20 protein-coding genes are annotated in these 21,378 nt (G+C 59.2%); 13 read left to right on the top strand and 7 right to left on the bottom strand.

What is annotated here, in order from left to right:
* Positions 1-21: 21 nt before the first annotated feature.
* The gene (gene betA, locus ACR0J4_RS04660; protein WP_170554519.1) at positions 22-1,680 is read left to right on the top strand and encodes a choline dehydrogenase; all 1,659 of its coding nucleotides are present in this window, start codon (positions 22-24) and stop codon (positions 1,678-1,680) included.
* 79 nt (positions 1,681-1,759) lie between these two features.
* Complete coding sequence (locus ACR0J4_RS04655) at positions 1,760-1,999, top strand: HP1242/YdcH family protein (protein WP_170471799.1); 240 nt, start codon at positions 1,760-1,762, stop codon at positions 1,997-1,999.
* 57 nt (positions 2,000-2,056) lie between these two features.
* Here the strand turns inward: ACR0J4_RS04655 and ACR0J4_RS04650 are convergent, their stop codons facing one another.
* Together ACR0J4_RS04650 and ACR0J4_RS04645 are read right to left on the bottom strand one after the other, a co-directional pair.
* Complete coding sequence (locus ACR0J4_RS04650; protein ID WP_170378023.1) at positions 2,057-3,457, bottom strand: helix-turn-helix domain-containing protein; 1,401 nt, start codon at positions 3,455-3,457, stop codon at positions 2,057-2,059.
* Positions 3,458-3,523: 66 nt separating this feature from the next.
* A complete protein-coding gene (locus ACR0J4_RS04645) occupies positions 3,524-4,729 on the bottom strand; it encodes a multidrug effflux MFS transporter (RefSeq protein ID WP_170554509.1) in 1,206 nt (401 codons plus the stop codon).
* 181 nt (positions 4,730-4,910) lie between these two features.
* On the opposite strand from ACR0J4_RS04645, the gene ACR0J4_RS04640 reads away from it, so the two are divergent.
* The 3 genes from ACR0J4_RS04640 (at position 4,911) to ACR0J4_RS04630 (ending at position 7,515) form a co-directional block, all read left to right on the top strand.
* Entirely contained in the window at positions 4,911-6,443 is a 1,533-nt protein-coding gene (locus ACR0J4_RS04640) for an acyl-CoA carboxylase subunit beta (protein ID WP_170471793.1), read from the top strand.
* A gap of 213 nt (positions 6,444-6,656) precedes the next feature.
* Complete coding sequence (locus ACR0J4_RS04635) at positions 6,657-7,034, top strand: DUF6497 family protein (RefSeq protein WP_480668312.1); 378 nt, start codon at positions 6,657-6,659, stop codon at positions 7,032-7,034.
* Positions 7,035-7,164: 130 nt separating this feature from the next.
* Positions 7,165-7,515: a hypothetical protein gene (locus ACR0J4_RS04630; protein ID WP_170640263.1), complete on the top strand. Its 351-nt coding sequence runs from the start codon at positions 7,165-7,167 to the stop codon at positions 7,513-7,515.
* A gap of 81 nt (positions 7,516-7,596) precedes the next feature.
* On the opposite strand, the gene ACR0J4_RS04625 is transcribed toward ACR0J4_RS04630, so the two are convergent.
* A complete protein-coding gene (locus ACR0J4_RS04625) occupies positions 7,597-8,769 on the bottom strand; it encodes a DcaP family trimeric outer membrane transporter (RefSeq protein WP_170640261.1) in 1,173 nt (390 codons plus the stop codon).
* Between the two features lie 650 nt (positions 8,770-9,419).
* Here ACR0J4_RS04625 and ACR0J4_RS04620 point away from each other — a divergent pair.
* Positions 9,420-9,623: a hypothetical protein gene (locus ACR0J4_RS04620; RefSeq protein WP_170640259.1), complete on the top strand. Its 204-nt coding sequence runs from the start codon at positions 9,420-9,422 to the stop codon at positions 9,621-9,623.
* Between the two features lie 116 nt (positions 9,624-9,739).
* Complete coding sequence (locus tag ACR0J4_RS04615) at positions 9,740-11,785, top strand: acetyl-CoA carboxylase biotin carboxylase subunit (protein ID WP_170640257.1); 2,046 nt, start codon at positions 9,740-9,742, stop codon at positions 11,783-11,785.
* 76 nt (positions 11,786-11,861) lie between these two features.
* Here the strand turns inward: ACR0J4_RS04615 and ACR0J4_RS04610 are convergent, their stop codons facing one another.
* Positions 11,862-12,308: a DUF4174 domain-containing protein gene (locus ACR0J4_RS04610; protein WP_170378042.1), complete on the bottom strand. Its 447-nt coding sequence runs from the start codon at positions 12,306-12,308 to the stop codon at positions 11,862-11,864.
* Between the two features lie 165 nt (positions 12,309-12,473).
* On the opposite strand from ACR0J4_RS04610, the gene scpA reads away from it, so the two are divergent.
* From scpA to ACR0J4_RS04580, 6 genes are all read left to right on the top strand, one after another.
* On the top strand, positions 12,474-14,600 hold the full coding sequence (gene scpA, locus ACR0J4_RS04605; protein WP_170640255.1) for a methylmalonyl-CoA mutase: 2,127 nt from the start codon (positions 12,474-12,476) through the stop codon (positions 14,598-14,600).
* A gap of 137 nt (positions 14,601-14,737) precedes the next feature.
* Positions 14,738-15,340, top strand: a complete 603-nt coding sequence (locus tag ACR0J4_RS04600; protein ID WP_170640253.1) for a VOC family protein — start codon at positions 14,738-14,740, stop codon at positions 15,338-15,340.
* The gene (locus ACR0J4_RS04595; protein WP_170640251.1) at positions 15,337-15,825 is read left to right on the top strand and encodes a GNAT family N-acetyltransferase; all 489 of its coding nucleotides are present in this window, start codon (positions 15,337-15,339) and stop codon (positions 15,823-15,825) included. The genes ACR0J4_RS04600 and ACR0J4_RS04595 overlap by 4 nt, the downstream gene beginning before the upstream one ends.
* A 45-nt stretch (positions 15,826-15,870) precedes the next feature.
* Positions 15,871-16,551 carry a TerB family tellurite resistance protein gene (locus tag ACR0J4_RS04590; RefSeq protein WP_170640249.1) on the top strand — a complete coding sequence of 227 codons (681 nt, stop codon included), beginning with the start codon at positions 15,871-15,873 and terminating at the stop codon, positions 16,549-16,551.
* A 3-nt stretch (positions 16,552-16,554) separates the two neighbouring features.
* Positions 16,555-17,547 (top strand): endonuclease/exonuclease/phosphatase family protein, encoded by a 993-nt coding sequence (locus ACR0J4_RS04585; protein WP_170640247.1) that lies wholly within the window; start codon positions 16,555-16,557, stop codon positions 17,545-17,547.
* 37 nt (positions 17,548-17,584) lie between these two features.
* Positions 17,585-17,959, top strand: coding sequence for a hypothetical protein (locus ACR0J4_RS04580; RefSeq protein WP_170554493.1), 375 nt, complete (start codon positions 17,585-17,587; stop codon positions 17,957-17,959).
* Between the two features lie 7 nt (positions 17,960-17,966).
* On the opposite strand, the gene ACR0J4_RS04575 is transcribed toward ACR0J4_RS04580, so the two are convergent.
* Genes ACR0J4_RS04575 through ACR0J4_RS04565 form a run of 3 tightly spaced genes read right to left on the bottom strand, consistent with a single transcriptional unit; the run spans position 17,967 to position 21,324 of the window.
* The gene (locus ACR0J4_RS04575; RefSeq protein ID WP_170640245.1) at positions 17,967-19,511 is read right to left on the bottom strand and encodes a Ppx/GppA family phosphatase; all 1,545 of its coding nucleotides are present in this window, start codon (positions 19,509-19,511) and stop codon (positions 17,967-17,969) included.
* A 49-nt stretch (positions 19,512-19,560) separates the two neighbouring features.
* A complete protein-coding gene (locus tag ACR0J4_RS04570; RefSeq protein ID WP_170640243.1) occupies positions 19,561-20,250 on the bottom strand; it encodes a GTPase domain-containing protein in 690 nt (229 codons plus the stop codon).
* Positions 20,251-21,324, bottom strand: coding sequence for an AI-2E family transporter (locus ACR0J4_RS04565; RefSeq protein ID WP_170378059.1), 1,074 nt, complete (start codon positions 21,322-21,324; stop codon positions 20,251-20,253).
* Between the last annotated feature and the right edge of the window lie 54 nt (positions 21,325-21,378).

Below are 21,378 nucleotides of genomic sequence, written 5' to 3'. Positions count from 1 at the left end.
GCGGATCTATGGAGACGTGAAATGGAAGCAGATTTTGTCATTGTGGGTGCTGGCTCTGCCGGCTGTGCGATGGCCTATCGCCTGAGCGAGGCTGGGGCCTCGGTTCTGGTGATCGAACACGGGGGCACGGACGCGGGGCCTTTCATTCAAATGCCCGCGGCGCTGAGCTATCCGATGAATATGTCGCTTTATGACTGGGGATTCAGCTCGGAACCCGAACCCAACATGAACAACCGCCGGATGGCCTGTCCGCGCGGCAAGGTGATCGGTGGGTCTTCCTCGATCAATGGGATGGTCTATGTGCGCGGCCACGCGCGGGATTTTGATACTTGGGCCGATATGGGTGCGGATGGGTGGTCCTATGCGGATGTGCTGCCTTACTACAAACGCATGGAAAACTGGCATGATGGCGGCCATGGCGGTGACTCGGAATGGCGAGGCAAGGATGGTCCGCTACATGTGTCACGCGGTCCGCGCAAAAACCCGTTGTTCCAAGCCTTCGTCGACGCCGGTCAGCAAGCTGGCTATGAAGTCACGGGCGACTACAACGGCGAGAAGCAGGAAGGTTTCGGCCCGATGGAACAGACCGTCTGGAAAGGACGGCGCTGGTCGGCGGCAAATGCGTATCTGCGACCTGCTTTGAAACGTCCCAACTGCGACCTCGTCAAGGGTTTAGCATCGCGCGTTGTGATGGAAGAGGGTCGCGCAGTTGGTGTCGAACTGGTGCGTGGCGGCAAGAAAGAGGTCATTCGTGCCCGGCGTGAGGTTATTCTGGCGGCCTCATCGATCAACTCGCCCAAACTGCTGATGCTCTCGGGGATCGGGTCGGCGTCGCATCTGGCTGAGCATGGCATCGACGTGATCGCTGATCGCCCCGGCGTGGGTGCGAACCTGCAGGACCATCTAGAGCTGTATATCCAGCAAGCCTCGCTGCAGCCGATCACACTGTACAAGCACTGGAACCTGTTTAGCAAAGGTCTGATTGGCGCGCAGTGGCTGTTCACCAAAACCGGTCTTGGAGCGTCGAACCAGTTCGAGAGCGCGGCCTTCATCCGGTCGAACCCGGGGGTGGAATACCCCGACATCCAGTACCACTTCCTGCCGATTGCAGTGCGCTATGACGGTCAGGCCGCGGCAGAAGGGCATGGGTTCCAGGCGCATGTGGGGCCAATGCGGTCTCCGTCGCGTGGGGCTGTGACTTTGCGGTCGAACAAGGCTGAAGACGCGCCGGTGATCCGGTTCAACTACATGAGCCACGAAAAAGACTGGGAAGACTTCCGCAAATGCATCCGCCTCACCCGTGAGATCTTTGGTCAGGACGCCTTCAAACCTTATGCGGGGAAAGAGATCCAGCCCGGCGCCTCGGTGCAGACGGATGAGGAACTGAATGCCTTCATCGCAGAGCATGCCGAGAGCGCCTATCACCCCTGTGGCACCTGTCGGATGGGGCGCGCGGATGACAAGAACGCCGTGGTCGACCCCGAAGGCCGTGTTATCGGCGTGGATGGTTTGCGTGTGGCCGACAGCTCGATCTTCCCGCAGATCACCAATGGCAACCTCAACGCGCCGTCGATCATGGTGGGTGAGAAGATGTCGGATCACTTGCTGGGCAAGGATGCGCTGCCGAAGGCCAATGACCGCCCGTGGATTCACCCGCAATGGGAGGTGGCGCAGCGCTGATTTGATCCGCGTCAAAGTGGGGTGGGGCGACATCCGATAAACCTGAATCGCAACGACATTTATTCAGGAGCGAACAGGAATGTCCCACACCCCGCATGAACTGGCCGAAGAGTTTCCGGACAAGGTTGAGGTGATGAGCCAGCTCAAGCAGACGGACGCTCATTTTGCGCGGCTGGCTGAAGAGTATCACGAAATCAACCGCCGCGTTCACCGAGCCGAAACCAATATCGAGCCGGTGGAAGAACTGGCCGAGGGCGAGATGCGAAAGAAACGCGCCGCGCTTAAGGATGAGATCTGGGCGATCGTGTCCAAGGCTTAAGCCCAACAGCGGGGGCTCTGCCACCGCACCCCCGGGATATTTTTGGCCAGATGAAGATCAAGTGACCTCATAGGGCAGTGTGCCTCGGGTATGAGTGTCGATGGCCAAGCGCCGTTCCAGTGGCGGAACCGAGCGTTGATGACAGTTGGCGCGCTCGCAGATGCGGCAGGAAATGCCGATCGGTTCGTAGGCGCTGGCGTTGTTGATATCCAGATTGTCTGCATAGACCAAGGCTTCGGCGTGGCGGGTTTCGCAGCCTAGTGCGATGGCATAGCGGCGCACCGGCGCACCGAATGAGCCACCGGGTTTTGAGACATCCCTTGCCAGTGAAATGTAGCGGACACCGTCCGGTGTTTCCGCCAGTTGCCTTAGGAAATGCCCCGGTGTTTCGAACGCGCGGTGGACGTTCCACAACGGGCAGGCACCGCCAAAACGGGCAAATTGCAGCCGCGTAGCCGAGTGGCGCTTGGTAATCGTTCCGGCTTGGTCCACGCGGACGAAGAAGAACGGGATGCCTTTTGCGCCGGGCCGCTGCAACGTGGACAGGCGGTGCGCGACCTGCTCGATTGAGGCGCCAAAGCGGTTGCTCAGCATTTCCAGATCATGACGATCCTCTTGCGCGGCGGCCAGAAACGCGCTGTAGGGCATCAGGGACGCGCCGGCGAAGTAGTTGGCAAGGCCGATTTTGGCGATGGCGCGGGCCTCTTCACTCTGGAACTTGGCGAAATCGAGCGTCGCCTCTAACAGCTTGTCCTGACTGATCAGGGCAACCTGAAGCAGCAGCTGAAAGACCTGCGTTTGCGGTGCAGCACGTGAGGATAGGCGCAGGGTTCTGCTTTCCTTGTCGTAGCTGCGCAACGGGTTGATGTCTGAGAATATCACTTGAATGCCGCGTTCTTCCAGGCTTTGCAAAGCGGCTTGACGGATGCCGCCCGGGCCGTCGGCGCGTTTCGCGAACAGTTCGGCGGCGCGGTCAACTGCGTCGATATAGTTATCGCAATAGTGGAAGAAGTCGCGAACTTCCTCCCATGGGCTGGCTTGGGTGCGGGAGTCTTCGCGGCCTAGCGCTTCGTCTAGTGAGGCGAGGCGTTCGTGGGTTTGGCGATAGCTTCGGTGCAGCTCGATAAAAGCACGGGCAAGGGCAGGGGCATTTGATGCGGTCAGGCGCAGATCAGCCAAAGGGGGGATGTCGTCGGCAAAGACCGGATCAGCCAGCGCCTCGCGCATATCCGAGACCAGCCGCTCGCTGTCGCCCGTACTCAGCTCGGTCACGTCCATGCCGAATTCCTGCGCCAAAGCCAAAACAACCGTGGTCGAGATCGGCCGGTTGTTGTTCTCCATCTGGTTCAGGTAGGGCAGGGAAACACCCAGTTTTGTGGCAAATTCCTTCTGGGTCAGTGTTAGGCGCGTGCGCATTTCGCGCAATTTAGCGCCAGCATAGAGTTTTTGGGTGGCCATGGGCGTGCCTTTGCAAATTTTCTATTTTGGCACGTTAACTTTGCAAACCCCCGGGGGCAAGGCGGCTTAGAGGCCCAATTGTCGTTCGCGCCAAATAACTGAAGCAATGGCGGCGATAGCAAGGATCGCCGTGACCAACATAAGCCAGAGCAGGGGCATTGCGCCTGTTTCAACGGTTAGCAGGGCTCCTGCCAATGCGCTCAGGCCTGCTCCTCCGCCCAGCATGATTGCGCCGCTGAGGCCTGAGGCGGTGGCGGCCAGATGTGGTCGCACAGAAAGGGCGCCAGATGTTGCGTTTGGGATCGTCATGCCATTGCCCAATCCGACGAACGTCATGAAGCCGAAAAAGCTGAGCGCTGTTCCGAAGCCTGTCAGGAACAATGCGGCAGAAAGGGCGACGCCGGCGGCGTTCAGCCAGGTACCCCAAAGCACCATGCGGTTGATGCCGAACCTGACCGAATACCGCCCGCTGAAGAAGTTCCCCAAAAAATAGCCCAAGGCAGGTGCGCCGAAATAGATCCCGACTTCGGCCGCGCTCATGCCAAAGACTTCGGTTCCGATGAAGGGCGCTCCGCCCAGATAGGCAAAGAACGCGCCCGATGAGCAGGCCGAGGAGAGCGAATAGCCCCAGAACCGGGGGGACATCAGCAGCTCGGGGTATTCGCGAAATTGCTGCAGCAGGGTTTTGCCGCTTTTGGCTGAGGTTTCCCCGAAATCGAGATAAGTCAAGGCAAGGGTCAAGGCGCCCAAAGCGAAAGGCAGCCAGAAATTGGCTTTCCAGCCAAAGCTCTCTTCCAGAAACCCGCCTATGGCCGGGCCAATCATCGGGACTACGGCCATTCCCATGGTGACGTAACCGATCATCGAGGCCGCCTGATCCTGATCATACATGTCCCGAACCGCGGCCCGACTGAGGACCATCCCGACCACCACGACCGCCTGACACATGCGGAAAAGTAGGAACACCTCGGCCGTCGGTGCGTAGATGCAGCCGAGTGTCGCCAGTAGAAAGAGTGCGAGTCCCCAAAGCAAAACCGGGCGTCGTCCCGCTTTGTCTGCGATTGGCCCGATGATGATCTGCAGGACCGCGTTTACCAGCAGGTAAAGGGCGATCGACAGTTGCATGACCTTGTAATGCGTGTCGAAATGCAGGGCCATGTTCGGCAAGCTAGGCAGGAATAGATTCATGCTCAGCGCCGATAGTCCCGAGAGAAGAACCAAAGTGCCGATTGTGGGTGGTGTGCGATAAGTCGACGACGTTCTGAACTGCATGGTTCGCTTGTATAGCTGTTGAGTAGGCAAAGGCCAGACGCTTGATGCAACTGGCAAAAATTCGCAAATTTACAGTTTGAGCAAACGAGATTTTCAAAACTTTGCAAATTTGCCGAAAAAAACTTTGGCTGAAGGGTTGCTCACTGTAGGGTCCGGTCAGATTTCACAGGGGACTATCGCCATGAAAGACATCCTTTCCGAGCTTGAAGAACGCCGCAACGCGGCCCGTCTGGGTGGTGGGCAAAAACGGATCGACGCGCAGCATGGGCGGGGCAAGCTGACCGCGCGCGAACGGATCGAGCTGCTGCTGGACGAAGGCAGTTTTGAAGAATTTGACATGTTTGTCAGCCACCGTTGCACCGAATTCGGGATGGAAAAACAAAAGCCTGCCGGGGATGGTGTGGTCACCGGCTGGGGCACGATCAATGGCCGTATGGTCTATGTGTTCAGCCAGGATTTCACTGTGTTTGGTGGCTCTCTGTCCGAGACCCATGCGCAGAAGATCTGCAAGATCATGGATATGGCCGTTCAGAACGGCGCGCCGATCATTGGCATCAACGACTCGGGTGGTGCGCGAATCCAGGAAGGCGTTGCCTCGCTTGCAGGCTATGCCGAAGTGTTCCAGCGCAACATTACCGCATCGGGCGTGGTTCCTCAGATCAGCGTTATCATGGGCCCTTGTGCGGGTGGCGCGGTGTACAGCCCGGCGATGACGGACTTTATCTTCATGGTGAAGGACTCGTCTTACATGTTCGTCACCGGTCCCGACGTGGTGAAGACCGTCACGAATGAGGTCGTCACAGCTGAGGAACTGGGTGGAGCTTCTACGCACACCAAGAAGTCCTCGGTCGCGGATGGGGCGTTTGAAAACGATGTCGAAGCTTTGGCCGAGGTGCGCCGACTGGTCGACTTCCTGCCGCTCAACAACCAGGAAAAACCTCCGGTTCGGCCTTTCTTTGACGATCCCAACCGTGTCGAAACCTCATTGGATACTCTGGTGCCGGACAATCCGAACACACCGTATGACATGAAGGAACTGATCACGAAAATCGCGGACGAAGGCGATTTTTACGAGATTCAGGAAGACTTCGCCAAGAACATCGTCACTGGCTTCATCCGCCTGGAAGGGCAAACCGTCGGTGTCGTGGCCAACCAGCCCATGGTCCTGGCCGGATGTCTGGATATCGACAGCTCACGCAAGGCGGCGCGGTTCGTACGCTTCTGCGACTGTTTCGAGATCCCGATTCTGACGCTGGTGGATGTGCCCGGCTTCTTGCCCGGAACGCAGCAGGAATATAGCGGTGTGATCAAGCATGGTGCCAAGTTGCTTTATGCATACGGTGAAGCGACTGTGCCGAAAGTGACGGTTATCACCCGTAAGGCCTATGGTGGTGCTTATGTTGTGATGGCATCGAAGCACCTGCGTGGTGATTTCAACTATGCGTGGCCCACCGCCGAGATCGCGGTGATGGGTGCGAAAGGCGCGACCGAGATCATCCATCGCGCTGACCTCGGCGACGCTGAGAAGACCGCGCAGCATGTCTCCGACTATGAAGACCGTTTCGCCAACCCGTTTGTGGCGGCTGAACGCGGATTTGTGGATGAGGTGATCATGCCGCAATCAACGCGCCGTCGTGTCTCACGGGCTTTTGCCAGCCTGCGCGGCAAGCAGTTGAAAAACCCGTGGAAAAAGCACGACAACATCCCTCTCTGAGCGTGCGGGGTGGGGCGACCCACCCAAATCCGCCGAAAATTGCGGTACTCCTCCGCAATTTGCCCGAAATCAAGGCAGAATTGACAACGAGCGAAAAATCGTCGAATGATCCGGTCCATCAGACATAGAACCGCGCGGGCACATAGCACTGCGCGCGCGATCCCGGAAGGAGGAGCCTGCCATTGGCGGGTCCGGGGTCGCGCCTTGGGTCTGATGTTTAGTATCCTGTCTCTGCCAAGCATTTCAGTGGCCGAAACCTCTCTGCCCGTGCCTTCAGGCCAACCCATGCATCTGAGCGACGTTCTGTTGGACAACAACCCGGGAGAGCTGTGGGTGCGGTTCCGGTTCATCGCCCCAAAGATCGGCGCGACGGTGGGGCGGATCGGGTACGACGTAGCCTCAAACGACATGGAGCATCTGTGCCAGACGCTGGCGGTTGCCTATGTCGCCCAGCATGATTTGGACCCGGCCCTGGTGGTGATTTCACTGTCCGACCGCCCAATCCAATTCGGCGATGCCGCCCCCGATGCAACTCAGTTTTTCGAAGCCTACCGGCTGGAGAAGTCCCGGTGTATCTGGGAGGGGCTCTGACCATGATCTGTCGTCATGAATTCAGGGTGCTTCAGACAACGGATGCGGCTTTGGAGGTGCGCGCTATGACTTTTACCCCTTACGGGTGCGAAATCTTATTCCCGATGACAGCAGTCAACGAGGTGCCAGGATGCTGAAGCATCGGGGTTTTCCGGGCCGTCTGCCAGGGACGGATTTTCAATTCACTATCCGCCGTGCCAACCCTAAGGGCGTGACGCCGATCACCCGGCGTGAGCGGTTCCGCGACCGCAAACCTGCGGACCGTCGCGCAGATGCCGCCTTTATGGAGGCGCTTTGGCAGAACTTCGGGGATCAGCCCTTTGAACGCGGCAATCTGGATGCAGGGCGGCTGAGCTGGCTGTTTGAGCGTGAGGTCGTGCCAGCCGAAGATCCTTTCGACCCGGCTAACTATGATGCGTTGTTGGTCATCGATCTGGACGCGGCACGTGCGTCTTTTCCCGAAGTTTTCGGAGCAGGCTGAGCGGTGATCCACCCTGTGCCTCATATCCTTGCCCGCATGGGTAAAACCCTGCCCGAAGACGGGCAGGGTGGGTATGTGGCGTCAGAAGTTCAGCTGCGCGGCGACCTGAACGCGGCTGCCGTCGAAGGTGTCACCGGTCGTGGCATCGTTGCGCTCCCCATAGATGTACTCGGCGCTCAGCGTCAGGCTGTCGGTCGCCTGATAGAAGGCGTTGACGTGGATTGTCTCCAACTCGGTGAAGTTGAGGGATCCGCTGCCGTCCGAGAAGCTGTTGGTCGCCAGATCATAGTCCTCCTTACCGTAGGCGATGCCGACATTCCATTTCGCACCCAGATCCTGACGGAGCTCAATCGTGTAGCCGTCGACGTCGTTGGCCTGGCCGTTGACGATGGCGTTGCCAAGGCCGATCAGGTAGGGGCCGATCGCTTGACCAGTCACGTAGTTGACTTGGAACAGACCGCCCTCCCATGGGCGAACCGATCCCGAAAGAGTCACGCCCCACTGGTCCACTTCGGTGGCACCATCGCTGGTTTCGGCTTGACCGTAGAGGCCCGAGATACGCGCGACGTAAGTACCGTCGTTGTATTCAGCTGCCGCGGTCAAAACCGGGTCGTTCGAGTTCGAGCCGCTGACGTTTTCCTCAAGCGAAACGCTGAACTCAGTGTTCGTGCCGAAGCTGTTGGTATAGCGGATTTGCGGCTGACGGGCGAAGGCGATGCCAACCGGGCCGTTGAATTCAACCGACGTAGGGTAGGTGTCCAGCGGCTGGAAGTTTGTCCAGTACTGACCGATCAGCCAATTGTCACCAATGGTGATGTTGGCATGACGCAGACGCAGTTCGGCCGTGCCGTTGGACGCGAACAGGTCCAACTCCAACTGACCGCCAATATCACCAAGCGCGCTGGGCGTGCTGGTGCGCAGGCCGATGCGCGATTGGCGTACGGTGCTGCCGAAGGTGCCGCTGGTTGCGGTCGAAGGCTCGCCAATGACGTTCACAAACGCGGTGTCGCCCTGGTCGAAGTCGAAATCATAAAAGAAGTCGGCCTTGATGTAGCCGTAAAGGTCCAGGCTGGTGTTCCCAAGGCGGAAATCGCCATTGGCGGGACCGGCGCTGGAGGCCTCGAGGGCTTCGACCCGGGCGCGCAGAGCATCAAGCTCGGCCTGGGTTTGAGCGTCCTGAGCAAAGGCAAGCGTGCTGGTCACACTAAACGCAGTGGCAGCAAGCAGGATTGCCTTTTTTCTCTTTGTAAACATGTGGGTGTTTCCTTGTTTGCGAGTGTGCATGGCCAAAGTTCCACGCGCCCAGCGATCAGGGAAATCACGAAAGAGGGACTGAAAACGCGTTTTTACTCAAGTATTTGTGCTGAAAATAAGGTCGTGATTCACGGCATGGTGAACAGATCGGTTAACCCACAGCATATGCGCAAAAATAATCTGCGAACGAGAGTGATCGCCCGTGATATTGCGGGTGCAGAAATCAGGCCAGCGGCAGTGGAATGTAACGAAACTGTGACGGCTTGGGCGGGGTCGACGCAGCAAAATCGCACAACTCTGGTCGGCATGAATTTGCGCGGAGTTTCGCCTGTTGGGCAGATTCTGGCCGGAATCTTAGGTGGAAACAATAACTTGTTTGCAGACAAGATTGTGCAGTGCATTTTGATCCAGCCGTGCGACACTACTTTGCCTGCGTCGCACATGCACCTACTATTCCGTACCCCTTCCTTGCGCGGGCAGGCTTGTGTTCCCCACATCGTCCTGTCCGCGTTTTTCTTTGCACAAAAAACTGGCCTGAATGGGCATAAACCTGCGCAAAACGCTGAGTTTACCTCGTTGTTATTGAATAACGGTGCTGAGTTCCTGCATCTGCCTCTAAGAGCAATACAAAAAACCACGAGGCAGACATCATGCGTATTTCAAAAGTGTTCCTTGCACTGGCAACCTTTGCGGGCCTCTCGGCCTGCGGCGATACTCTCGGCGAACAGGCCATCCTGGGCGGCGGCGCGGGCGCTGTCGGGGCAGCCGTTCTCAGTGCCGATCCGTTGGTCGGTGCGGCCGTCGGGGCCGCAGGCAACGTGCTGTACTGTAAGACGCAGAACACCTGTAACTAACGCGAATTTTCGGGGCGCAAGCCGCCCCGTCCGTCGTCACGCATTGCGCCGACGTGGGGATGCCCTCCCTGCGGCGGCTTTTTGCGTTTCCAGAACACCAAGCCAAAGGACGTTCCATGTTCAATAAGATCCTGATCGCCAACCGGGGCGAGATCGCCTGCCGGGTTATGAAGACCGCCCGTAAAATGGGTATCGGCACCGTTGCCATCTATTCGGACGCGGACAAGAACGCACTGCACGTGTCGATGGCGGATGAGGCTGTCCATATCGGCCCGCCGCCTGCCAACCAGTCGTATATCGTGATCGACAAGGTCATGGACGCCATCCGCCAGAGCGGCGCGCAGGCTGTCCACCCCGGATATGGCTTTCTGTCGGAGAACGCCAAATTCGCCGAGGCGCTGGATGCTGAAGGCGTGGCATTCGTCGGCCCCCCGGTCGGTGCGATTGAAAGCATGGGGGACAAGATCACCTCGAAAAAGATCGCTCAGGAGGCCGGTGTTTCTACGGTACCCGGCTATATGGGCCTGATCGAAGACGCCGACGAAGCGGTCAAAATCTCGAACGACATCGGCTATCCGGTGATGATTAAGGCCAGCGCCGGCGGCGGCGGTAAAGGCATGCGGATCGCCTGGAATGACGAAGAGGCCCGCGAGGGGTTTCAGTCCTCGAAGAACGAGGCCGCGAACTCGTTCGGTGACGACCGGATCTTTATCGAGAAATTCGTGACCCAACCGCGTCACATCGAAATTCAGGTTCTGTGCGACAGCCATGGAAACGGCATCTATCTGGGTGAACGCGAATGCTCGATCCAGCGCCGGAACCAGAAAGTCGTGGAAGAGGCCCCGTCGCCCTTCCTGGATCCTGAGACCCGCAAGGCCATGGGCGAACAGGCCGTCGCGCTGGCCAAGGCCGTGGGCTATTCCAGCGCGGGTACGGTGGAATTCATCGTCGATGGCGAAAAGAACTTCTACTTCCTTGAGATGAACACCCGTCTTCAGGTGGAACACCCGGTGACGGAACTGATCACCGGTGTCGATCTGGTGGAGCAGATGATCCGCGTGGCGAATGGCGAAAAGCTGACCATCACGCAGGATGACGTGACGCTGACGGGCTGGGCGATCGAGAACCGCCTCTATGCAGAAGATCCATATCGCAACTTCCTGCCGTCAATCGGCCGTTTGACCCGCTATCGCCCGCCGCAGGAAACCGCTGCCGGTCCGCTGCTGGTCAATGGCAAATGGCAAGGCGACGCGCCCGAGGGTGAGGCTGCCGTGCGCAATGATACCGGCGTCTATGAGGGCGGCGAAATCAGCATGTATTACGACCCGATGATCGCCAAGCTTTGCACATGGGCCCCAACCCGCGAAGCCGCGATTGAGGCGATGCGCGTGGCGCTGGACAGTTTCGAGGTTGAAGGGATTGGCCACAACCTGCCGTTCCTGTCGGCGGTGATGGATCACCCGAAATTCGTCAGCGGTGACATGACCACCGCCTTTATCGCCGAAGAATACCCGGACGGGTTCGAAGGTGTGACATTGCCCGAAGGCGACCTGCGCCGGATCGCGGCCTCATGCGCGGCGATGCACCGGGTGGGTGAGATTCGCCGGACGCGAGTTTCGGGACGGATGGACAACCACGAACGCAAGGTCGGCAAGCGCTGGGTCGTTTCGCTGGAGGGTCATGATTTTGCCGTTCAGGTCAACGCCGACAAAGAAGGCGCGACCGTCAAGTTCGAGGACGGCTCGACCGTCCGCGTCGCATCTGACTGGACACCGGGCGACCAGCTGGCGGTGCTGGATGTGGATGGAATCCCTCTGGTTCTGAAAGTTGGCAAGGTTTCGGGCGGGTTCCGCATTCGCAACCGGGGTGCCGATCTGAAGGTCCATGTGCGCCGCCCGCGTCAGGCCGAGCTGGCCAAACTGATGCCAGAAAAACTGCCGCCGGATACGTCGAAAATGCTGCTCTGCCCGATGCCGGGTCTGGTTGTGAAGATCGACGTGGAAGTCGGTCAGGAGGTCCAGGAAGGTCAGGCGCTGTGCACAATCGAGGCGATGAAGATGGAAAACATCCTGCGCGCCGAGAAGAAGGGCACCGTTGCCAAAATCAACGCAGGCCCAGGCGACAGCCTTGCCGTGGACGAAGTGATCATCGAGTTCGAATAATCATGACCGCGCTTTTGGCATATCCTCAGGTCTCACCGGCGTTCTGCGCCGGTGGTCTGAGGCGTGGCAAAAGCGTTCAGCCGCCTTCGCGCCGTTCGCGGATTTCGCGTTCGCGCAGGGGGGTTTTGTCGATCGAGCGGCCGATCTCGCGCACGCTCCACGGGGACGGTTTGCGCAGTTTGACCACGCCGTCCTTGTCGACAAAGACCATCTGGAACCCGCGCGGGCGCAGCTTGGACCGGATCGCGGATCGTGCGGACGGATCCGTATCCGTCAGCACCACGACATCCCGATCCCGCATCGCGTCCTCGCCTTCCAGCAACATGTCGATCTGCTGCTGGAACCGGGGATCGGCGGGAGTATCGGCGAAGACGACAATGGGCCGGTGGGTCCACATGAAATCGCTCAACTCACTGTCGCCGACAGGGCGAACATATTCATCATCAGCAGGTGCTGTTCCGTCGGCGGCCATGGCAGCCAGCGGGATAAGTGCCGAGAAAACAAGGGCAAGCGTTTTGTTCATGGGGCCTCCTGTCCCGTTGAATATAGCCTCTGCGCGCGCGAATGCGACCGGCGATTTGCACAAGACGCTCAATTTGTCGCGCGTGGGCCATGCCCGGCATCTGCTGAACCACGATACGCACGGATTGCAGGCTGCTGCAGGCCGAACTGACGAGAGGACACCTCGATGACCGATAAGAATGACTGGCGCGCGCTGGCCGAGAAAGAACTGCGCGGACGGCCACTGGACGATCTGACCAAGGAAACGCTGGAAGGCATCAGCGTCAAACCGCTTTATACGCAGGACGACACCGCCGATTTGCCGCATATGGGCACTCTGCCGGGGTTTGGCCCGTTCACGCGCGGTGTGAAGGCGACGATGTATGCCGGGCGGCCTTGGACCATCCGCCAATATGCCGGTTTCTCGACCGCCGAGGAATCGAACGCTTTCTACCGGCGCAATCTGGCTGCAGGTCAGCAGGGTGTCTCAGTCGCCTTCGATTTGGCGACGCACCGCGGTTATGACAGTGACCACCCGCGCGTTGTCGGCGATGTCGGTAAGGCCGGTGTGGCCATCGACTCGGTCGAGGATATGAAGATTCTGTTCGACGGTATCCCGCTCGATAAGGTCTCGGTCTCGATGACCATGAACGGCGCGGTCATCCCGGTTCTGGCCAGCTTCATCGTTGCGGGCGAAGAGCAGGGGCACGACAAATCGGTCCTGTCCGGCACCATTCAGAATGACATTCTGAAAGAGTTCATGGTGCGCAACACCTACATCTACCCGCCTGAGCCGTCGATGAAGATCATCTCGGACATTATCGAGTACACGTCGAACGAGATGCCCAAGTTCAACTCGATCTCGATTTCGGGCTATCACATGCAAGAGGCCGGAGCGAACCTTGTGCAGGAGCTGGCCTATACCATCGCAGACGGGCGCGAATATGTGCGGGCTGCTCTGGATGCGGGCATGGATGTGGACAAGTTCGCAGGTCGTTTGTCGTTCTTCTTTGCCATCGGTATGAACTTCTTCATGGAGATTGCGAAACTGCGCGCCGCGCGGACTCTGTGGCACCGCGTGATGACCGAGTTCGGGGCAAAATCCGAACGCTCCAAGATGCTGCGGACACACTGCCAGACCTCGGGTGTCTCGCTGCAGGAGCAGGACCCTTTTAACAATGTGATCCGCACCGCGTATGAAGCGATGAGCGCGGTTCTGGGCGGCACCCAGTCGCTGCACACCAACGCGCTGGACGAGGCGATTGCGCTGCCCACCGATTTCTCGGCCCGCATTGCGCGGAACACGCAGTTGGTCTTGCAGGAAGAGACCGGCGTGACTGATGTGGTCGATCCGCTGGCGGGCTCTTACTACGTGGAAAGCCTGACCAACGATCTGATCGAGAAAGCTTGGGCCCTGATGGAAGAGGTCGAGGAAATGGGCGGTATGACCAAAGCCGTCGCCTCGGGCATGCCCAAATTGCGGATTGAGGAAAGCGCCGCGCGTCGTCAGGCGATGATCGACCGCGGGGATGAGGTGATTGTTGGCGTCAATAAATACCGTAAGGAACAGGAGGACCCGATCGACATTCTGGACGTCGACAACGTGGCTGTGCGCGAATCTCAGGTCGCGCGGCTGGAAGAGATCCGCGCCACCCGCGATGAGGCCGCCTGTCAGGCCGCGTTGGACGCGCTGACCAAGGCCGCACAAGAAGGCGGAAACCTGCTGGCTGCTGCGGTCGAGGCCGCCCGCGCCCGCGCATCGGTAGGAGAGATCAGTATGGCAATGGAGAAAGAGTTCGGCCGCCACCGCGCCGAAGTGAAGACTCTGGCGGGCGTTTATGGCGCGGCCTACGAGGGTGACGAGGGCTTTGCCGCCATCCAGAAATCCATCGAAGACTTTGCCGAGGTCGAGGGGCGGCGCCCCCGTCTGTTGGTGGTCAAGATGGGGCAGGATGGTCATGACCGGGGCGCCAAAGTGATCGCGACGGCCTTTGCCGATATCGGGTTTGACGTGGACGTTGGCCCTCTGTTCCAGACCCCGGCCGAGGCCGCGCAGGACGCCGTGGACAATGACGTGCATGTGGTGGGTATCTCGTCTCAGGCGGCAGGCCACAAGACGCTGGCACCGCAACTTGTTGAGGAACTCAAGAAAGCCGGGGCTGAGGACATCATCGTAATTTGCGGTGGGGTGATCCCGCAGCAGGATTATCAGTTCCTGTATGATAACGGGGTCAAGGCGATCTTTGGGCCGGGGACGAATATTCCCGATGCTGCGCAGGACATCTTGCGCCTGATCCGCGACGCGCGGGACTGAGGAGGGGCAGGGGGCTGTCTGCCCCCTCTTTGCCTGACGGCAAATTCACCCCCGAAGGTATTGTCAAACAGAAGAAGGGCGCGGGTTTGGCTTGCGCCCTTTTGTTGTGTGCTTAGGGTGTCATCGTGGAGGGCGCGATGGAGTTGGATCATATTGCGGTGGCGGGTGCCACGTTGGAAGAGGCCACGGCGCATGTGGAAGATGCGCTGGGTGTAAGTCTTCAGGCCGGTGGCAAACATGAGGCATTTGGCACGCATAATCGGTTGCTTGGCCTGAAGGACGGGCTGTATCTGGAGGCGATTGCCATCGATCCGGATGCGCCCCGGCCCGACAGGACGCGGTGGTTCGATCTGGACCGGTTCGAGGGAGCGCCACGTCTGACAAACTGGATTTGCCGCGTACCCGATATTGAGGCCTCACTTTCCGTATTTCCCGATGGTGTCGGGACGCCGATTGATTTGGCCCGAGGGGCTTTGCGGTGGCGGATGGCGGTTCCGCCAAATGGGCGTTTGCCTTTTGACAACTTGTTTCCGGCGCTGATCCAGTGGCAGGGGGATCTTCACCCCGCGCGTATGTTGGGGGATCATGGGTGTCGCCTGAAACGTCTGGTTGTCTATCACCCGGATGCGCTGCGCTTGGCAGAGCAGCTGGGTCCGCTTGATCCGGTTGTTTTTGACACGGGACCAGCGTCTATGCAGGCCGAGATCGAAACGCCTCATGGGGTACGTATTTTGCGATGAGGGTCCGTCAGGCCCAACCAGCGGATGCGGCAGTGATTGCTTTGATCACCAACGCGATTATTCGCGACACTTTGGTGACCTTCACTACCGATGAACGCAGCGCCGAGTCGATTGCCGATGATATCCGGGCGCGCGGCGCGGCGTTTCTTGTGGCTGAGGATCAGGGGCAGGTCATTGGCTTTGCAACCTATGTCCCATTCCGATCCGGGCCGGGCTATACCAAGTGCCGTGAGCATTCGATCCAATTGGCAGACGATGCGCGGGGCCGTGGCGTCGGGCGCGCCCTTATGGAGCAGTTGCAGCAGGTGGCCCGCAGCGAAGGGGTGCATGTTCTGGTCGCCGGGATCTCGTCGGCCAATCCGGGGGCGATCGCCTTTCATTCAGCGCTGGGGTTTTCTGAGGTGGGGCGCATGCCCGAGGTTGGGCACAAATGGGGTCAGTATCTGGACCTTGTGCTGATGCAGAAAATTCTTTCGCCCGAATGATCTATCGCACCTGACAGTTCTGCAATGGGACGCTAGTGTACGCCCATGTCGATCTGGACCCGCATATCCGATGCGCTGAGCGCCCTTGCCCAAGGTGAGAGCCTGACCGCTGTTTTCGAAAAGCTGCGCTCGCCGCCCGAACGCTCGGTCGCGTTTACAATCGCCGTGATTGCGCTTGGGGCCAAGATGGCCAAGGCCGATGGACAGGTGACGCGGGATGAGGTGACGGCCTTCCGCGACGTGTTCCAGATTGCGCGCGAGGATGAGGAGGGCGCGGCCCGTGTCTTCAACATGGCCCGCACCGATGTGGCAGGCTATCAGGACTATGCCCGGAAGATCGCGCGGATGTTTTCGGAGGACAGCACCACCCTGTGCGATCTTATGGAGGGGCTGTTCCATATCGCCATGGCCGACGGGTTCTATCACCCGAACGAAAATGAATTTCTGGAAGAGGTCAGCCGCATTTTCGGACAGACGGATGCTCAGTTTCTGGCCCTGCGTGCGCGGTTCGTGCCAGATGCGCCAAACGACCCGTATGTGGTGCTGGGCGTCTCGCGCGAAATGTCTATTGCTGAGATCAGGAAGGTCTGGCGCAAGCTGGTGCGCGAAACCCATCCCGACGCGATGATGTCGCGTGGTGTGCCGGAAGAGGCGATTCGCCTGGCCGAGAAGAAGATGATCGACATCAACCGTGCCTGGGACGAGATCAACGGCGCGACGGTTTAGGCGATGCGTCTGGCGACCTACAATATCGAATGGTTTGCCAACCTGTTTGATCGCAATGACAGACTGATCGTCGATGACAGCTGGTCCGGTCGTCATGACGTGACCAAAGCCCAGCAGGTCGAGGCGATCGCCAAGGTTCTCACCGCGATTGACGCGGATGCGGTTCTTGTCGTCGAAGCGCCGAATACGGGCAAGCGGCAGAACACGGTACGCGCCTTGCAAGCGTTTGCCGAGGTTTTTGAACTCCGCACCTCGCAGGCGATCATGGGATTCCCCAATAATACGCATCAGGAACTGGCGCTTCTCTACGACCCGGAGATTCTGTCGGTGCGCCATGATCCAAGGGCGGCAGATGACGCCCCGCGCTTTGACACGGAGTTTCGCATAGATCTGGACGTGGATGCGACTCAAGATATTGTACAGTTTTCCAAGCCGCCTATGGAGCTGTCGGTCCAGACCAAAGCGGGGTTTGAGTTTCGCCTGATCGGCGCGCATCTGAAATCCAAGGCACCGCATGGGGCGGAGTCACGGGATGAGGCGATCCGTATCTCGATCGCCAACCGCCGCAAGCAGTTGGCTCAGGCGATCTGGTTGTCCCGTCGGGTCGCGCATCACTTGGCTGAGGATGATCCACTGATCCTGTTGGGCGACTTAAATGACGGCCCCGGTCTGGATGAGTTCGAACATCTGTTCGGGCGCTCCTCGGTCGAGATTCTATTGCAGGCGGGTCTCTATGATCCCCATGCGGCTACGGCATATGGGCCGCGTCCCGGATCGGTGCCCGCGACCGCGCGGTTTGCGCGACCCGAGAACGGCACGTTCCTTGAAGCGTTGCTGGACTACATCATGATCAGCGAGGATTTGCAGTCCAGGCGGCCCGTGTGGCGCATCTGGCATCCGTTTCGGGATGCGGCCTGCTGGGCCAAACCTGACCTGCGAGAGGCCCTTTTGACCGCGTCGGATCACTTTCCGGTCACGCTGGATTTTGAGCTGTGACCTTTCAACCTGGCGCGGAAAGGCTTACATTCAGCATATGAAACATGTTCTGATGATCGGCGCGATGGCAGCCGCTTTTGCGCTGCCTGCAACGGCCGAGGAAGAGGATGCCCCAACGCTGATGGAGCAGGGGGCAGAGTTGTTTTTCGAGGGCCTGCGCCGCGAGATGGAGCCGGCTTTGGATGAGTTGCTTGGCCTAGCAGATCAATTTGGCCCCGCGATGCGATCCTTCATGCAGGAGATGGGACCAGCGCTGGCTGAGCTTGCCGCCGAGGTAAAGGATTGGAGCGTCTACGAGATGCCCGAAATCCTGCCCAATGGCGACATCATCATCCGCAAGAAACAGACCGAAGATGCGCCTGAAACACCCGAAGCTTTGCCAGAGGCCCCGGACGGCGCCACGGACATCTAGGGGCAGCTCAGCCCTTGATGACCACACGCACTTCGGATTTCAGAGCATTTGCAAGTGAATTCAAGCGGGACTCGGCCACTTCGTTGAACAGGGGCCGTACGGATTCGGGCAGCACCAGATCAAGCTCACGCTTTTTGGGATAGAAGCGCAGCTTGCCCACATGTGCGTCGCTGTCCATGCACAACATAGCGCCGAACCGCATAGCCTTGCCCAGAATCTCGGCCTGTTTTTGGTCCTTTTCATCCAGCAGCTCGTAGAGCGGCGCAAATCGGTTGCCTTCGCGTTTGTTGCGATAGCGATGTTGCAGCGCAAGGCCGATGAAAACGCGTTCGGAGTGTTTCAGCCCCCCGAGATTGGCGCGGGTGACATAGTCGAAACAGACTTCGGCGCGGTAGTCGGGATGCGCGCGCCAACTGACGTCGTGCAAAAGGCAGGCGGCCTTGATCAGACGGACCTGCGTCGCAGGCGCAGATTTGAACAGAGGCATCACAAAATCGAACAGCGTGCGGCCCATGCCGGGCAGGCGGGCGTCTTTCGCCTCTGAAAAACGACTGGCCTCAATGAGGGGATCGCGGTCACGCTGTTCCTGCGACATCTGTTCGTACAGCAGCCCTTCGCGGATACCATAGCTTGAGATCGCGATATCCTTGGGTTTGAAGGTACGGATCAGCCGTGCAAGTACATCCATCGCATAAGGGATCAGCGCCATTCGAGAACTTGAGACCCCAGCCTGACTGCGTAGTTTGTCATGATCGTTCGCGTCGATGAACTTGATCGTTTCGCGCACTTGTTTAGTGGTCATGCGGTATTCGTGCAGGACGTTCAGAGGATAGCCCCGCCGCAGCATGTCCAGCCGTGCAAAAGCTCGCCAGCTGCCTCCGACCAGAAAAAGCCGGTCGCGCTGCTGGCCCATCTGGCTGTGCAGTTCTTCCATGGTGGATTTGATATGGGCCTTGCGCGCACGACGCCCGCCCTTGATATCGCGCAGCTTCAGCGGACCAAGGGCCGAGGTCACGCGGCGGCCAACATCGCCACCTCCGATCTCGGCCAATTCCATGGACGAGCCGCCTATGTCGCAGATCAAACCGTAGGCACCGGGCCAGCCCAGCATAACGCCCTGGGCCGACAGTCGCGCCTCTTCCTGACCGTCGATCACAGCGACATGCAGCCCGGTTTTTGCTTTCACGTCCTGACAGAATTCAGGCCCGTCTTTCGCCTCACGCACGGCGGCGGTGGCTACGACATGCAGCCCCGGCAGGCCGAGATCCTCTGCGATCCGCTGAAAGCGCTGCAGGGCGGCCATCGCCCTCTCACGCCCTCGGGGATTCAGGTGGCCGGTCTCGGACAGTCCCGCGCCCAGCTCGCACATGACCTTTTCGTTGTAGAAATAGGCAGGTGACCGCGCCGCGCCATCAAAGACCACCATCCGGACCGAGTTCGACCCGACATCGACCACGCCCACCCGTGACAGCGCCCTTGTGCCGGGGTCGTCGAACAGAGGTCTTCCGAAAGGCCCCCAATCAGGAATGTCGGTTTCGACGGTCTGGTCCATGTCTTACCCAGAAATTTCGCTGTCAGAATGCGCAATTGGCGCGCTTGGGTCAATCATTCGTATCGCCTTCGTTCGGGTCCATTTTCAGGACGCGGATCGCCAAAGCACGCGTGATATCCCGTTTCTCGGACAGCGCGAAATCGTCCAGCTGTGCGACCACATCGGCGGCGGTCTCAAAGCGTCGATCCATGTGCTTGACCAGATAGGCAATCACCTCGGGGCCGGGGTTCAGCTGCCGGTCTACAAACAGTTTTGCAAGCACCGCGCAGAGCAGCGCGTCATCCGGTGGATCGAGCGCGACGTGATGCGCGCCCTCGACCCGGCTTTGCAGATCCGCCAGCGGCAATTGCCAGAATTTCGGCGCCAGACGACCCGTCATCAGCAGGGCGTGGCCCTCGGCCAGAACGAGGTTGTGCAGGTGAAACAGCATTTTCTGCTGCTCGATATCACCTGCGATCATCGGAACGTCTTCAACCGCAATCGGGCTGCGCGCCAGATCGGGCACGTCCTCGTACCGAAGTGCCTCGGCTTTGATTATGCGCCCGCCGGTTTCAGCCGCCCAGACATGGGCCAGGTGGGTCTTACCTGCTCCTGCCGGGCCACTCAGCACCAGTTTGTTGCCGGGCCATGAGGTGGCCGAAATCATCGCAACCGCAAGCGCGTTCGCCGGGGAGACAAAGAAGTCCTCACGCCCCAGCGCGGTTTTGGCGGGCAAATCGAAGCTCAATTGTCGGGCCATTTACGCGTTGTCCTGATCCTGGCTTTCGAGGCCGGTATAAAGGCGGCTATCCAGATAAACCGACGTGCCGAACCGAGCCAGCACACCCAAAGCTGCGGCAACCGGAACGGCGACCAGCATCCCGACAAAGCCGAAAAGTGCACCAAAGACCGACAAGGCCAACAACAGCCAGACCGGATGCAATCCGACCGAGTCGCCGACCAGTTTGGGCGTCAGGAAGTTGCCCTCGGTCACTTGTCCCAGTGCAAAGATACCTGCGACCAGCCCGATGTGCGCCCAATCCCCCCAGAACTGGAACAACGCCAGGCCGATAGCCAACGTGCCGCCGATCAGCGCGCCCAGATAGGGGATGAAAGTCACCAGCCCAGCAATGAAGCCGACGATCAAGCCAAATTGCAGCCCGACCAGCATCAGGGCGACCGCATAGTAAGTGCCAAGGATAAGACAGACAGTGCCCATGCCCCGCACGAAAGAGGCCAGCACATTGTCAATCTCACCCGCGAGACGTTTGATCGTGGGGGCGTGGTCGCGGGGCAGCAGCTCTCCGATCCGGGCGACCATACGGTCCCAATCCAGCAGCAGGTAGACCGAGACGACAGGCACGATGACAAGCAGCACCACCACGTTGATTGCCGAGCCAAGCGAGGCCACAACGGATTCCAGCACATCCCCAGTCTTGGATTTCAGCGTTTCACCCAGCCCGACAAGGAACTGGTGCGAGCTGGATTCGCGGTCTAGAATCGACGGGAATTGCTTCTCGATGAAGGCGCGCAGCTCCTGGAACAGGCTGGGCACTATGTCGACCAGGTCGATCAACTGCGTGACCAGAGCTGGCACAACCATCAGAATCGCAAGCACAAATCCAAGGACGCCGACCACGGTGATGATCCCGGTGGCAGCCATCCGCGACAGCCCCAGCTTTTCCAACCGATCGGCGACAGGGTCGAGGAAATAAGCAATTGCGCCGCCGATCACGAAGGGCAGAAGCACATCGCCCAAGGCCCACAGGATCACGACAAAGACAACCGTGGCGATGCCCCAGTATCTCAGCTGATCCTTAACCGGCAAAGCCATGGCGCATCCCTTTGTTGCACAGCGTTGCCATGTTCTTGGCCCATGACGCGCGGC

It is taken from the genome of Ruegeria sp. B10, assembly GCF_056539825.1.
The sequence above is the reverse complement of the archived record's forward strand: the minus strand, read 5'-3'. Positions and strand labels throughout refer to the sequence as shown.

Bases quoted from the DNA above. Each gene is read 5' to 3' on its own strand.
- ACR0J4_RS04580 (WP_170554493.1), top strand. From the start codon at position 17,585: ATGAAACATGTTCTGATGATCGGCGCGATGGCAGCCGCTTTTGCGCTG.
- ACR0J4_RS04635 (WP_480668312.1), top strand. From the start codon at position 6,657: ATGTTTAGTATCCTGTCTCTGCCAAGCATTTCAGTGGCCGAAACCTCT.
- ACR0J4_RS04565 (WP_170378059.1), bottom strand. From the start codon at position 21,324: ATGGCTTTGCCGGTTAAGGATCAGCTGAGATACTGGGGCATCGCCACG.
- ACR0J4_RS04590 (WP_170640249.1), top strand. From the start codon at position 15,871: ATGTCGATCTGGACCCGCATATCCGATGCGCTGAGCGCCCTTGCCCAA.
- ACR0J4_RS04650 (WP_170378023.1), bottom strand. From the start codon at position 3,457: ATGGCCACCCAAAAACTCTATGCTGGCGCTAAATTGCGCGAAATGCGC.
- ACR0J4_RS04575 (WP_170640245.1), bottom strand. From the start codon at position 19,511: ATGGACCAGACCGTCGAAACCGACATTCCTGATTGGGGGCCTTTCGGA.
- betA (WP_170554519.1), top strand. From the start codon at position 22: ATGGAAGCAGATTTTGTCATTGTGGGTGCTGGCTCTGCCGGCTGTGCG.
- scpA (WP_170640255.1), top strand. From the start codon at position 12,474: ATGACCGATAAGAATGACTGGCGCGCGCTGGCCGAGAAAGAACTGCGC.
- ACR0J4_RS04620 (WP_170640259.1), top strand. From the start codon at position 9,420: ATGCGTATTTCAAAAGTGTTCCTTGCACTGGCAACCTTTGCGGGCCTC.
- ACR0J4_RS04610 (WP_170378042.1), bottom strand. From the start codon at position 12,308: ATGAACAAAACGCTTGCCCTTGTTTTCTCGGCACTTATCCCGCTGGCT.
- ACR0J4_RS04655 (WP_170471799.1), top strand. From the start codon at position 1,760: ATGTCCCACACCCCGCATGAACTGGCCGAAGAGTTTCCGGACAAGGTT.
- ACR0J4_RS04630 (WP_170640263.1), top strand. From the start codon at position 7,165: ATGCTGAAGCATCGGGGTTTTCCGGGCCGTCTGCCAGGGACGGATTTT.
- ACR0J4_RS04585 (WP_170640247.1), top strand. From the start codon at position 16,555: ATGCGTCTGGCGACCTACAATATCGAATGGTTTGCCAACCTGTTTGAT.
- ACR0J4_RS04625 (WP_170640261.1), bottom strand. From the start codon at position 8,769: ATGTTTACAAAGAGAAAAAAGGCAATCCTGCTTGCTGCCACTGCGTTT.
- ACR0J4_RS04570 (WP_170640243.1), bottom strand. From the start codon at position 20,250: ATGGCCCGACAATTGAGCTTCGATTTGCCCGCCAAAACCGCGCTGGGG.
- ACR0J4_RS04645 (WP_170554509.1), bottom strand. From the start codon at position 4,729: ATGCAGTTCAGAACGTCGTCGACTTATCGCACACCACCCACAATCGGC.
- ACR0J4_RS04595 (WP_170640251.1), top strand. From the start codon at position 15,337: ATGAGGGTCCGTCAGGCCCAACCAGCGGATGCGGCAGTGATTGCTTTG.
- ACR0J4_RS04600 (WP_170640253.1), top strand. From the start codon at position 14,738: ATGGAGTTGGATCATATTGCGGTGGCGGGTGCCACGTTGGAAGAGGCC.
- ACR0J4_RS04615 (WP_170640257.1), top strand. From the start codon at position 9,740: ATGTTCAATAAGATCCTGATCGCCAACCGGGGCGAGATCGCCTGCCGG.
- ACR0J4_RS04640 (WP_170471793.1), top strand. From the start codon at position 4,911: ATGAAAGACATCCTTTCCGAGCTTGAAGAACGCCGCAACGCGGCCCGT.